This is a genomic window from Flavobacterium sp. K77, from assembly GCF_021608205.1.
Classification (GTDB): domain Bacteria; phylum Bacteroidota; class Bacteroidia; order Flavobacteriales; family Flavobacteriaceae; genus Flavobacterium; species Flavobacterium turcicum.
This window is the reverse complement of sequence record NZ_JAKIHO010000005.1, coordinates 169,703-182,292: the sequence shown is the minus strand read 5'-3', so window position 1 is coordinate 182,292 and position 12,590 is coordinate 169,703. Positions and strand designations below refer to the sequence as shown.

At 36.1% G+C, this 12,590-nt stretch carries 10 protein-coding genes, 1 tRNA gene and 1 pseudogene; 4 read left to right on the top strand and 8 right to left on the bottom strand.

What is annotated here, in order from left to right; all coding sequences use genetic code 11:
- Positions 1–117: 117 nt before the first annotated feature.
- Positions 118–660 (top strand): hypothetical protein, encoded by a 543-nt coding sequence (locus L1S34_RS10830; protein WP_236364034.1) that lies wholly within the window; start codon positions 118–120, stop codon positions 658–660.
- A gap of 213 nt (positions 661–873) precedes the next feature.
- Entirely contained in the window at positions 874–1,650 is a 777-nt protein-coding gene (locus L1S34_RS10825) for a DUF4253 domain-containing protein (protein ID WP_236364033.1), read from the top strand.
- Positions 1,651–1,721: 71 nt separating this feature from the next.
- On the opposite strand, the gene L1S34_RS10820 is transcribed toward L1S34_RS10825, so the two are convergent.
- The 6 genes and pseudogenes from L1S34_RS10820 to L1S34_RS10795 all read right to left on the bottom strand — a co-directional run bounded on the left by L1S34_RS10820 (position 1,722) and on the right by L1S34_RS10795 (position 7,446).
- Positions 1,722–3,185 (bottom strand): M56 family metallopeptidase, encoded by a 1,464-nt coding sequence (locus L1S34_RS10820; RefSeq protein WP_236364032.1) that lies wholly within the window; start codon positions 3,183–3,185, stop codon positions 1,722–1,724.
- Positions 3,182–3,274, bottom strand: a pseudogene (locus L1S34_RS10815) (BlaI/MecI/CopY family transcriptional regulator); the annotation flags it as partial. The pseudogene L1S34_RS10815 and the gene L1S34_RS10820, both read right to left, overlap by 4 nt.
- Positions 3,275–3,337: 63 nt before the next feature.
- A complete protein-coding gene (locus L1S34_RS10810) occupies positions 3,338–4,699 on the bottom strand; it encodes a M56 family metallopeptidase (RefSeq protein ID WP_236364031.1) in 1,362 nt (453 codons plus the stop codon).
- Positions 4,696–5,067, bottom strand: a complete 372-nt coding sequence (locus L1S34_RS10805; protein WP_166135823.1) for a BlaI/MecI/CopY family transcriptional regulator — start codon at positions 5,065–5,067, stop codon at positions 4,696–4,698. The genes L1S34_RS10810 and L1S34_RS10805 overlap by 4 nt, the downstream gene beginning before the upstream one ends.
- A 6-nt stretch (positions 5,068–5,073) precedes the next feature.
- The gene (locus L1S34_RS10800; RefSeq protein WP_166135826.1) at positions 5,074–5,487 is read right to left on the bottom strand and encodes a hypothetical protein; all 414 of its coding nucleotides are present in this window, start codon (positions 5,485–5,487) and stop codon (positions 5,074–5,076) included.
- A 570-nt stretch (positions 5,488–6,057) separates the two neighbouring features.
- Entirely contained in the window at positions 6,058–7,446 is a 1,389-nt protein-coding gene (locus L1S34_RS10795; protein WP_221916133.1) for a dipeptidase, read from the bottom strand.
- 111 nt (positions 7,447–7,557) lie between these two features.
- Between L1S34_RS10795 and L1S34_RS10790 the strand changes: the two genes are divergently transcribed.
- A tRNA-Leu gene (locus L1S34_RS10790) sits at positions 7,558–7,639 on the top strand.
- A gap of 95 nt (positions 7,640–7,734) precedes the next feature.
- On the opposite strand, the gene L1S34_RS10785 is transcribed toward L1S34_RS10790, so the two are convergent.
- Positions 7,735–8,427, bottom strand: coding sequence for a hypothetical protein (locus tag L1S34_RS10785; RefSeq protein ID WP_166135832.1), 693 nt, complete (start codon positions 8,425–8,427; stop codon positions 7,735–7,737).
- A 13-nt stretch (positions 8,428–8,440) separates the two neighbouring features.
- Positions 8,441–10,210 (bottom strand): DUF885 domain-containing protein, encoded by a 1,770-nt coding sequence (locus L1S34_RS10780; RefSeq protein WP_236364030.1) that lies wholly within the window; start codon positions 10,208–10,210, stop codon positions 8,441–8,443.
- 180 nt (positions 10,211–10,390) lie between these two features.
- On the opposite strand from L1S34_RS10780, the gene L1S34_RS10775 reads away from it, so the two are divergent.
- On the top strand, positions 10,391–12,538 hold the full coding sequence (locus L1S34_RS10775; protein WP_236364029.1) for a M3 family metallopeptidase: 2,148 nt from the start codon (positions 10,391–10,393) through the stop codon (positions 12,536–12,538).
- The last annotated feature ends 52 nt before the right edge of the window (positions 12,539–12,590 follow it).

Genomic DNA, 12,590 nt, shown 5'->3' with positions numbered 1-12,590 from the left:
TTTTGTTTGTGGAATTATTAGAGAAATCCGAAAATAGGGCTTAATTTAGTTTCAGAACTTTGTAGAATCGAGACGTTAACCACTAACTTATTTTGAACTTTCTGTAAAAAAGAATCTATGAAAATTGATAGGCAATTTAACGAACTAAATTTTGAAGAGTATAAATTCTTCATTGAGAATCATAAAAATTATACAGATTTTAATACGTTAGGACTTTATCGTTCTATTTGTGAAAATAATAATATCAACATCGAAGAACAAATTTTTATTCGGGATTACGCAAATAAAATATTTCAGAAAACATTTGATTTTCTTCAATTAAAAGATCCTTGGACTTATCTTAAAGTACAAACTTTAGGAATGGAATTGACAAATGGAGATAAGGAAGAATTGTGGAGAAAAATACGTGAAAATCAACAGAGAATATTAAAGCAAAAACGAATAAGACATCAAAATTTCGGAGAATATTCAAAACATAATTGTGGATACGAAACGTGTCCTATGAATGGTATAATGATTAAACAAGGTTCGTTTATGGCTGAATACGAAATGGCTCTTGGAAACATTTGTAAGTATGTACAAAAGCAAAAGTCTGAAAGGAGAAAATCAGAGAGAAAAAGTGAAAATAAGATAATAAATGAGCAACTAAATCTAGAATAAGGGTTTGACGAAATGATAAAAATTGTGATAAATTCAAGTGTATTTTCCGCAAGAAACATTTTCATAAAGGGCAAATACTCGATCAGGAAGTTTGCCGCTGTTTTGAGCTCAAAAAGTTGAACGTCTGGAATTTTCACTTTGTGTAAACATACATATTGCTAGTAATTGAGGTTGCTTCAAAAGAAACAATGTCATTTAGACAATTTTAGAATTATGGAAAAAAAAGCTTTGATCTCAGCATACACTGCAGGTGAGAATTTGTTTGATAGTTTTATTATCAAAAATTTAAATTCATTCGAAGAGCTGATGGATATTTATCAGACCTACAAGAACAATAATCCCCAAAAAACCATCATAGTGACGCTTGATGATTTAGGTCAGGCAGAATATACCAGCACACATGCAGTGAATTCTAATGATCTCGAGGATACAGAAGGATATGATTTGTCTGGTCTTGACGCCGCTTGTTTTGAAAACGGGGAACATTTAGGTTATCTTTCTACGCCGGAAGAATTTTTTATAATTAAGAAGAATTTCTTAAAACAGACAGAAAATGTCGATTTTGCGGAAGCTTGCGATAAAGGTCTGACGGTTGATGATCAAGAAATGGAGATCCTAAAAAGGATTAATCAATCACCTTTTGAGTTTTTAGATAAAGAAATTATCCTTAAAATTATGCCTGTAACCCGATCTTACGAGGGAATTTGTGGTTTTCCTAACGGTTATTTTCATAGTGATTTAGATCCTTTTGAAAATTACGCCTTGGCAAAACATTTGTTTGAAAAATACGGTTACGAACTTTTTGGTATTGGTGCTTCCTTTTTAGGATTTATCAGAAGCGAAAATTTAGAACCAATTGCAGTTCAAGATTTGAGTGCCGACTTAGCTCAATTATACGATGCAGCCGAAAACACCTTTGATCCATTGGTAGCGCTGGTACAAAACAAAAACCACTTGTTCTTGAAATATACCGAATCCTTAGTGGGTTAGCAGCAAAAAGTAACTGATTTTACTATAAAAAATCCGCTTCAGGTATAGATTTGAAGCGGATTTCTATTCAATTACGGTTTCGCTGATTGTATCGTTATTGGTAAACTATACATAACGCGCACGGGCTCTCCTTTTACCTTTCCGGGAATCCATTTTGGGCAAATATTCATTACACGTACTGCCTCGTCACCAGTGCCATAACCAATATCACGGAGGTTTTTAACGTCAGTTACAGTTCCGTCTTTTTCAATGATGAAAGTAATGTAAACTTTTCCTTTTAAATTGGGTTGCTCTGGAGTTTTGTAATTGTTACCTACGAATCTATAAAATTCCATCATTCCACCAGGGAAATCAGGTTTTTCGCTTATTTCCACAGTATTATAAATGTCGTTTTCTCCCTTTTTTACGATTTTTTTCTCGGCACTAAACACATCTATTTCGATTGTCTCAGGAGCGCCTTTATTTATTTTAGCCAATAATTCTTCGTTGGTTGGTAGTCTTTCTTCTTTTGAAATTATCGAAGGAATCGCCTTTTTTTCAGCAGGAGTTAAGTCATTGTACTTTTTTTCTGCGGCAATTTTTCCCCTTTCATCTTTTACCTTAAAAGTCGTTTTTTTGTAATAGTTGTGAAACAAACCTTCTGATTTGTTGGGTTGCGCATTTTGTTTTGTAGCCGTTTGCTGCGCTACAACTTTGGTGCATAATGAAAATAGTAACGCTGTTACCGCAGGCAAGAGCAAGGCTTGCTTGGCAAATGCTTTTCTTTTTGATGTGGTTTTAGTCATCATAAGTAATCGTTTTTTAGTTATTAAATAGTTCAAATTACTGGCCAAGTAAAAAGTTGGGTTCGCGTTTGCCTTTGAGAGCAACAAAGATTGGTAAAACGGAACATTGTTATAAGAGTCCACAACTTTCTCATCGGCGAGAAATTCGTGGTTGAGTTGAATGGCTTTTTTATAAAAAATGAAAACGGGGTTGAACCAAAAAACGGTTTTCAATACCTCGATAAATAAAATATCCAAAGTGTGTTTTTGAGTCACATGCGTAAGCTCGTGTGTGTATAATTCGGCCTCAACTTCACGGTTGTTGTATTCTGTTTCGTTGATGAAAATGGTATTCAAGAACGTGTGCGGTAAGGTTTTTTCGGGAACCAAAACCAATTGAGCATTCTGGTATGCAATGGTAGTATTTGACTTCATTTTTTTTGAAATCTGCACCACATTACGCAGAAATCGAATCCCCAAAACAAGAGTGACCAATCCATACAAACCCCAAAGCGCTATGGCAAAATAGTTCGTTTCTTCTACTACAACCGCAGTTGTTGGTAGGATTTGGATATTTCTAGGTGCAACCGTGGGTTGTGTAATTTCTTGAACAACCTCAATTGTTATAAACGGAATCACCATTGAAAAAACCAAAGCAAACAACAAGTAAAACCTATTGAAGTGGTGCATTTTTTCCTTTTCTAACAGCAAGTGATACACTCCTAAAAGCACCACGAGGCTGAGGGTCGATTTGATTAGAAAGTCGGTCATTTTTTCTTTTTTAGAATTTCACTGTTAATTATTTTCTTGAGTTCTTCCAATTCCGTTTGCGACAAATTAGTTTCTTTGGTAAAGAAAGAAACCTAAATTTTTATCTAGAGAGGAGTTAAAAGTTTTGTTTTTTCAGTCTATGTTCTTGTCCACTATTTTGTTCTAATAGGTCTCGTATTTTTATCTTTACAAATAGTTATTTCTAATTTTTCTCCATCGAATTTCTTGTGCGAGTTTTTTAAATTTTTATCGAAATAATTATGTGTGTAAAAATTATATTGGTAAGGCTGTGGGAATTTCTTGCTTCTTGCATTTTTTGAAACACTACTACCTTGAAAAAAAGCAATTTCACTAGGTTTAAAATTGTTTAATGCTTTATTGGATTGGTGAACCCCATCTATCCAAATGGCGTATTTTTTAGCATCTTTAAAGTTTTCTAATTCTTGAGTTGTTGGTGATTTTTTTTCAAAGGCAGTTGGCACATAGAATAAATCTTTTTTCTTGTACTCTTCACTTAGATCTTCATATTTGGTATCAATTTCTTTGTTTTTTACAAGATCATGAATGACCACTCTAACTCCAGCGAAGTACTCATCTTTTCGGGAATCGTTAGTTGCTGTAAGTTTAGTTTTGGTGGTAACTTGTGCAATGTTTTTTACTTGAGCAATAGTTTTGAAACAAAACAAGAAAAATAGTACAGATAGAACAGGTATCAAAATAATTTTCTTCGCAATTGATTTTGAGTTTGATGTGGTTTTAGTCATCATAAGTAATCGTTTTTTAGTTATTAAATAGTTCAAATTACTGGCCAAGTAAAAAGTTGGGTTCGCATTTGCCTTTGAGAGCAACAAAGATTGGTAAAACGGAACATTGTTATAAGAGTGCACCACTTTCTCATCGGCGAGAAATTCGTGGTTGAGTTGAATGGCTTTTTTATAAAAAATAAAAATAGGGTTAAACCAAAAAATAGTTTTCAATACTTCGATAAATAAAATATCCAAAGTGTGTTTTTGAGTCACATGCGTAAGCTCGTGCGTGTACAATTCGGCCTCAACTTGACGGTTGTTGTATTCTGTTTCGTTGATGAAAATGGTATTCAAGAACGTGTGCGGTAACGTTTTTTCGGGAACCAAAACCAATTGAGCATTCTGGTAGGCAATGGCTGTATTTGATTTCATTTTTTTTGAAATCTGTACCACATTACACAGAAATCGAAATCCCAAAACAAGAGTAACTAATCCATACAAACCCCAAAGCGCAATGGTCAAATAGTTTGTTTCTTCTACTACAACGGTGGTTGCTGGTAAGATTTGGATATTTCCGGGTGTTACTGTGGGTTGTACAATTTCCTGAACAACTTCAATAGTTATAAACGGAATCACCATCGAAAAAACCAAAGCAAACAACAAGTAAAACCTATTGAAGTGGTGCATTTTTTCCTTTTCTAACAGCAAGTGATACACTCCTAAAAGCACCACGAGGCTGAGGGTTGATTTGATTAGAAAGTCGGTCATTTTTTCTTTTTTAGAATTTCACTGTCAATTATTTTCTTGAGTTCTTCCAGTTCCGTTTGCGACAAATTGGTTTCTTTGGTAAAGAAAGAAGCAAATTGTGATGCCGAATTGTTGAAAAAGTTACTAATCAATCCGTTAACGTGTTTCGAGAAATAGTCGGTTTTTTTGACCAAAGGATAATATTCTCTTGAGTTTCCATATTCGCGATAGGCTACAAATTGCTTGTCGATCATGCGTTTGAGCAAAGTGGCAACTGTTGTGGTAGCGGGTTTTGGTTCTGGATAGGCTTCGAGTAAATCTTTCATGAAGGCTTTTTCAAGTTGCCAAAGGTGTTCCATGAGTTGTTCTTCTGAGTTTGTTAATTGCATCGTATATTAATTTTGTGGTATGTCTGATAGTAATTCTCCCTTATCGTAAGTTCTAATGGTGGTTAATTTTCCATTTTCGTCATAATACAGCCATTTGCCGCTGTAGTACCAATGTGCATATTTTTCAGTTATATCAATTTTTGAAATTCCTTTTGATTGTATTTGACCGTTTTGATGATAGATAACGGTTTTGCAAATGGCTCCTTTGTATTTTTCACGTTTTATAATTTTACCGTCAAGGTAATAGCGCCATTTTTTTACCGGATCACCTTTGCGATAGGTACCAATTGATTTGTATTTGGCGCTGTCTTGCGTGTAATGCTCTATCCAACGACCTTCGCGCAACTTGTTCTTAGTTTGATTGGTTTTGCAACTTACAACAGCAAGTACAACAACTAGTAAAATATAAATATGTCGCATGGCTTACGTTTTTGTTCTACAAATTAAAACATTGCTCTACAAATGTAGAATAAAATTTTAAACAAACAAGTTTTTTGAGAAAAAATAATTATGGGTTAGTTGATTTTCCTACTGGCGCTCGTTTGCAACGAGTGCCTACATAGCTTCATAAAACAATTCGTAGCGTTTCTAACGTGCCGCACTAAAACAGGAGAGGTTTTTGGAATCGTGGTTGAAGTTGGCTTGACGCTATATAATTCACCGCAAATTCGCAGATTTTCTTGATTGGATGGGTTAGAAAATCACCGAGGGTTTGCGTTAAGGATGGAAGTGGAAATCCTTTTTAGGCGCCATTTTTCGGCGGCTAAAAAGATTGAGAACGTACAGCCTGACCTTGTTGCTTGACTAGTGGTGTTTTTCAAGAAGGATTTTGTGCAACAAGGGAACGCCCAAAAAAAAATCCGCCCTGTGGAGAGCGGATTTATATTATTATTTACGTCACTTCGAGTAGCGCAGCGTATCGAGAAGTTTGTTCCGTTTCTCTTCACAAAATCCCGAAGCTTCGGGACGAACTGACGGTGTCGATAACTATTATTTTGACAATTCTACAAAATACTTGTAAAACAACGGTATGGTTTCGATTCCTTTGAGGTAATTGAAGATCCCGAAGTGTTCGTTTGGCGAGTGAATGGCATCGCTGTCGAGACCAAATCCCATGAGTATGGTTTTTGATTTCAGTTCTTTTTCGAATAATGCTACAATAGGGATGCTACCTCCCGAACGCACGGGAATGGCTGGTACGCCAAAGGTTTCGGTATAGGCCATGTTTGCGGCTTTGTAGCCAATACTGTCTATTGGGGTTACGTAGCCTTGCCCGCCGTGATGTGGTTTTACCAAAACGGTTACGCCTGCTGGGGCAATGCTGTTGAAATGTTTGGTGAATAATTCCGTGATTTCTTCCCAGTCTTGATTAGGGACTAAACGCATGGAGATTTTGGCGTATGCTTTGCTGGCAATTACCGTTTTGGCGCCTTCGCCGGTATAGCCGCCCCAAATTCCGTTTACGTCTAGCGTAGGTCGGATGGAGTTTCTTTCGTTGGTTACATAGCCTTTTTCGCCGTACACATCGTTGAGTTGCAAGGCGTTTTTGTATTTTTCTAAGCTGAAAGGCGCTTTGGCCATTTCGGCTCTTTCTTCAAGTGATAATTCCTCAACATTGTCATAAAAACCTGGAATGGTGATGTGGTTGTTCTCGTCGTGCAGCGAAGCAATCATTTTAGCCAACACGTTGATTGGGTTTGCCACAGCACCACCGTACAAGCCTGAATGCAAGTCGCGGTTAGGTCCTGTAACTTCAACTTCTACATAACTCAAACCACGCAATCCAGTTGTGATAGAAGGTTGCTGGTTAGAGATCATTCCGGTATCAGAAATTAAGATGACGTCGTTTTTAAGTTTTTCTTGGTTGCGTTCTACGAACCAGCTCAAGCTTTTGGAACCAATTTCTTCTTCGCCTTCAATCATGAACTTGACGTTGCAAGGCAAAGTGTTTGATTGTACCATGTATTCCAGCGCTTTTACGTGCATGTACATTTGGCCTTTATCATCACAAGCTCCACGCGCAAAAATGGCACCTTCGGGATGGATATCGGTTTTTTTAATTACGGGTTCAAATGGAGGAGACGTCCACAACTCCATTGGGTCTGGCGGTTGTACATCATAATGACCATAGACTAAAACGGTAGGTAAATTAGGGTCGATTATTTTCTCGCCATATACGATTGGGTAGCCTGGTGTGTCGCAAATTTCGACAAAATCGCAGCCGGCTTTTTCTAAACTGGCTTTTACGGCATCGGCAGTTTCAAAAACATCGTGCGAATAGGCAGTATCAGCACTTACGGACGGAATTTTTAATAATTCGATTAACTCATTGATAAAGCGTTCTTTGTGTTCTTGAACGTATGCTTTTATGTTTTCCATTAGTTGAATTTTGTTTATATTTTCAAAAGTACAAAAAAGAGTATGAATATTTTTTGTCAAAATTGTTTTGAATATTCGAAGTTAAGTGTATCTTTGCACCCACAATAAACCGCGGATATGGTGAAATTGGTAGACATGCCAGACTTAGGATCTGGTGCCGCAAGGCGTGTAGGTTCGAGTCCTATTATCCGCACGAAAAGCCCAAACGAAAGTTTGGGCTTTTTTTATGTTTTGATTTTGCTTTATTCAAACCAATAAAAAAAGCTTCTCGTGGTGAGAAGCTTTTTTTTAAGATCCAGCTAAAAAGCGAACCATGTTGAGTACGCTTGTTTCGTCTTTTATTGAGAAATCGTTTTTCTTAAGATAATTTGTAATCTCATCAGCTTTTTCTGGAAATAAAAGCAGCATTTCTTTTTTGTTTTTTGGCATCATGACAGCCGTTTCGTTTTTTAAACTCAAATAATACTCGTCACTTGCTTCAACATACCTTGCAGGTATAGCAACTGAATACGAACTACTAGCCTCTTTTTCCTTTTGAAAGATAACTCTATCTCTTCTATATAAGGAAAATTGGTTTTGATTATATAATTCTACTAAGTACCCATTTTCTACTCTTTCTTTAGTCTTGTACTTTAAAAGTTTGATTTTATTAGAAAAAGGAGCAATAGTTATGATATTGAAAGGGTCGTTTTTTGGTAGTGAGAAAAGTTCTTTTTTTTCATTTTGAACTTCTATCATATCAGTAAATGCATTGTAGCGTACCAAAAGTTTTTGACTAGTTCCTGAAATCTCAGCTAAATTAAATTCTTTGTTAATGTATTGAGAGCCTTCAATTATAGCTGAATCAGAATTGTTCAATAGTGGATTTCTAAACAACGCACCACTATTTGATGGGTCAACTTTATCAATAATAAATTGCGAATAGCCGTTAAAGCTAATTATGATTAGTAATAGGAAGATGAAACTTGGATTTTTTTTCATGATTTGTCGATGTTTATTGTTTAGATTCATTTATCCATTCATTAATTTTTTGTTCCAATAAAGCCAAAGGCATTACACCTGACTCTAATACTTTTTCATGGAACTTTTTAACATCAAATTTTGTACCCATTTTAGTTTCAGCTTTTTTGCGAAGCTCCATTATTTTCAATTGTCCAATTTTATAAGACAAAGCTTGACCAGGAATAGCCATGTAACGCTCTATTTCTGGAATAATACTCGCTTCACTTTCGGCTTCGTTGGCTAAGGAATATTTAATAGCTTGTTCTCTTGTCCAGCCTTTTGAATGTAAACCAGTATCAACTACTAAACGTACCGCACGGTGCATTTCGTTACCCAACATCCCAAAATATTGATACGGATCTTGGTACAAACCTAACTCTTTACCTAAACTTTCGGTGTACAAAGCCCATCCTTCGCCGTACGCGCCAAACCAATTGAATTTTCTAAAATCTGGAAGACTTTGGTTTTCTTGCTGCAAGGAAATTTGAAAATGATGTCCCGGAATGGCTTCATGCAAAAATAAATCTTCGTCGCCGTACATGTTGTATTCTTTTACATTCGGAATCGGAACATAAAAAATCCCCGGACGCGTTCCATCTGCCGTTCCTTGATTGTACTCAGCACTAGCGGTTTGCTCTCTAAAAGCTTCGGTGCGTCTTACCTCGAATTTTGTTTTTGGTTGCAAAGCAAACAGCTTGTCAACATTAGGTTTAATTCGGGTATAAATGTTGTTAAAGTTAGCAATAACTTCCTCTGGTTTGGTAAAAGGTTTTAATTCTTTCTTGTTTCTCACTTCTTCAAAAAACTCAATCAAAGTACCTTTGAAACCTACTTGTGCTTTTACTTTTTCCATTTCAGCAGTCAGTCGTGCCACTTCTTTCAATCCCAATTCATGAATTTCCTCAGGAGTTTTATTGGTTGTAGTCCATTGTTTTACATAAGCGGCATATAGTTTTTTTCCAAAAGGTAAACCGCCTATTCCGCTAGTTGCTCTTGATGCTGGCAGGTATTCTTTATTTAGAAAATCAGCCATTTTCTTGTATTGCGGAATTAATTTAGTGGTGATTGTAGCCGTATATTTTGCCGTTAAGTCTTTCTTGATACTTTCAGGAAATGATGCTGGCATTAATTTTATCGAAGAATAAAATAAATTGTCTTCGATATTTGGAGTTTCCATCTCTGCAAATTGTGGAATCAATTTTACGGTCAACGCTTTTGGTAAAACCACTCCTTTGTCTAATCCTTTTTTCATGTACACCATCGCCGAATCAATCCAAACGGCATATTTGTCCATTCGTTTTAAAAAGTTGGTATAATCTTGTTCTGTTTTAAAAGGCTGGGCACCAGTTCCACCCGCAAACTGCCCCATGGTCAAGTGTGTTCCCCAAAATTGATGTACGGGTATTAAATTAGTTGGCTGATCTAACACTTCTTTTCCAACTTCTATTTCCCATTTGATAATTTCGTAACTGTTTTTTTCTTCTTCAGATAAATCGGCTACGTCAAAATTTTGCAATGCAGTTTGGTATTTGTCAAAAAAAGCAGCTTGCGTTTTTCTGTAACTGTCCGTCATTTCAAATTGCAGCTGATCGTTGTACTGGTTTTGACCACTTTGGGTTGCGCTCAATGGATCTAGCGCATTTTTATCATCAAAATAGCTTTTGGTTAAGCTTGTAAAATCTTGCTTTTTATCTTCAGATTTACAGTTTACCAATAGCAGTGCAGTTATTACTGTAAAAAGTAGAACGGTTATTTTTTTCATAATTTCGGATTGTGATTTAAATAGCTAATGTATTGATTTTATTTCAATACTTAAATTATGAACGTGAAATCCTTTCTGTCAAGTCCGTTTTCCTAATCATAAAATTAAGTTAAGGCAAAGTGTTGATTGGTGTATGAAAAGGATTTGGGTTAAATTTACATTACTAATTAACAAATTAAAATGAGAAAGAAATCCCTTTTTCTAATGCTAGTCATCGGAAATATGCTCACCATCCAAGCACAAGAAAAAAAAGAAAACACGACCATGAATCCATTTTTTCAGGCTTATAACACGCCTTTCAATGTTCCGCCGTTTGACAAAATTAAGAACGAGCATTTTAAACCTGCTATTTTAGAAGGTATCGCGAAACATCAAGCGGAAATTGATGCTATTGCAAATAATCCGCAACCTGCTACTTTTGAGAATACCATTCTAGCAATGGAAAACGCAGGCGAATTGTTAGCCAATGTGAATACTGTTTTTTCTAATTTGAACTCTGCGAATACCAATAAGGAAATTCAAAATATTGCAAAAGAAATAGCACCCAATCTATCGGCACACCGCGATAACATTTACTTGAACGAAAAATTATTTGCTAGAGTAAAGTCGCTTTGGAACCAAAAAGAAAGTTTGGGTTTGAATTTAGAACAAGCTAAAATTTTAGACAATGCCTACAAAGATTTTGTTAGAAGTGGCGCTAATTTGTCTCCGGCTGATAAAGAAACTTTGCGAAAAATCAACGGAACTTTGTCGCTTACGAGTTTAAAATACGGACAAAATATCCTTTCTGAAACCAACGGTTATGAATTGGTTATTGCAGATAAAAAAGATTTAGCAGGTTTACCAAAAGGAATTGTTGATGCCGCTGCCGCAGATGCGAAAGCAAAAGGCAAAGAAGGCAAATGGGTTTTTACACTTTCTAATTCGAGTGTGATGCCGTTTTTGCAATACAGTTCAAATAGAGAATTGCGCAAACAGATTTGGAATGCCTATCAAACAAGAGCGAATCATGACGATGCAGCCGATAACAAAAAAAACGCGGTAGAATTGGCTAATTTAAGAGGTCAAAAAGCGCGCTTGTTGGGGTATACTTCACACGCAACTTATGTCTTAGAAGAATCGATGGCTAAAAAGCCTGAAAACGTAAACAAATTATTGAATGATTTGTGGAAACCAGCTCTTGAAATGGCTAAAAATGAAGCGGCCGATATTCAAAAAATGATGACTAAAGATGGTATTAAAGGTGCTGTACAGCCTTATGATTGGCGTTATTATACCGAAAAAATCAGAAAAGAGCGTTTTGATTTAGATGAGGAAGAACTAAAATCTTATTTCAGTTTAGACCAAGTGCGCAAAGGTGTTTTTCAGGTTACTGAAAACTTATACGGTATTCAAATTAAACCATTAAGCAATGTGCCAACGTACCATGAGGATGTGACGGCTTGGGAAGTAACTGAGAAAGACGGCACGCACTTAGGTGTTTTGTACATGGATTTTCACCCGCGTGAGTCTAAACGTGGAGGTGCTTGGATGACATCCTACCGAAGCCAAAAAACGGTTGATGGCAAGCGTGTTGCTCCTGTAGTTTCTATCGTTTGTAATTTTACAAAACCTACTGCTACAACTCCTGCGTTGTTAACTTTTGATGAAGTATCTACCTTTTTTCATGAATTCGGTCATGCTTTACACGGTTTGTTGTCTAATGTAACGTACAGAAGTTTGGCAGGAACAAGCGTTCCAAGAGATTTTGTCGAACTTCCATCACAAATTATGGAAAACTGGGCAGCAGAGCCTGAGGTTTTAAAAATTTACGCTAAGCACTACAAAACGGGCAAGGTGATTCCAGAAACTTTAGTTAATAAATTGAAAAAAGCAGGAACTTTTGACCAAGGTTTTACAACTACTGAATACTTGGCAGCCTCTTTATTGGATTTAGAATATCACTCGCAAACTAAAGACATCACGGTTGATGCCAACGCTTTCGAAAAAGCAGCCATGAGAAAAATTGGTTTGATTCCATCGATTATTCCTAGATACCGCAGTACATATTTTAGTCATATTTTTTCAGGTGGCTATTCTTCTGGTTATTACAGTTATATTTGGTCAGGAGTTTTAGATACAGATGCTTTTGAAGCGTTTAAGTCGACTTCATTATTCAATCCAGAAAAAGCTAAGTTATTCCGTACTCATGTACTTGAAAAAGGCGGAACTGAAGATCCGATGGTTTTGTACAAAAGATTTAGAGGTGCTGAACCTAGCATTGAACCTTTATTGAGAAAACGTGGTCTAGATAAAAAAACAGAGCCGGTTAAAAAAATAAGAGGATAGTATAAAAACAGACTCCAAACAAAAAGCCCTCCAAAATTAGTTTTGGAGGGCT

Excerpts from the sequence above, each read along its gene's own strand:
- L1S34_RS10830 (WP_236364034.1), top strand. The coding sequence starts at position 118 with ATGAAAATTGATAGGCAATTTAACGAACTAAATTTTGAAGAGTATAAA.
- L1S34_RS10825 (WP_236364033.1), top strand. The coding sequence starts at position 874 with ATGGAAAAAAAAGCTTTGATCTCAGCATACACTGCAGGTGAGAATTTG.
- L1S34_RS10820 (WP_236364032.1), bottom strand. The coding sequence starts at position 3,185 with ATGACCGACTTTCTAATCAAATCGACCCTCAGCCTCGTGGTGCTTTTA.
- L1S34_RS10810 (WP_236364031.1), bottom strand. The coding sequence starts at position 4,699 with ATGACCGACTTTCTAATCAAATCAACCCTCAGCCTCGTGGTGCTTTTA.
- L1S34_RS10805 (WP_166135823.1), bottom strand. The coding sequence starts at position 5,067 with ATGCAATTAACAAACTCAGAAGAACAACTCATGGAACACCTTTGGCAA.
- L1S34_RS10800 (WP_166135826.1), bottom strand. The coding sequence starts at position 5,487 with ATGCGACATATTTATATTTTACTAGTTGTTGTACTTGCTGTTGTAAGT.
- L1S34_RS10795 (WP_221916133.1), bottom strand. The coding sequence starts at position 7,446 with ATGGAAAACATAAAAGCATACGTTCAAGAACACAAAGAACGCTTTATC.
- L1S34_RS10785 (WP_166135832.1), bottom strand. The coding sequence starts at position 8,427 with ATGAAAAAAAATCCAAGTTTCATCTTCCTATTACTAATCATAATTAGC.
- L1S34_RS10780 (WP_236364030.1), bottom strand. The coding sequence starts at position 10,210 with ATGAAAAAAATAACCGTTCTACTTTTTACAGTAATAACTGCACTGCTA.
- L1S34_RS10775 (WP_236364029.1), top strand. The coding sequence starts at position 10,391 with ATGAGAAAGAAATCCCTTTTTCTAATGCTAGTCATCGGAAATATGCTC.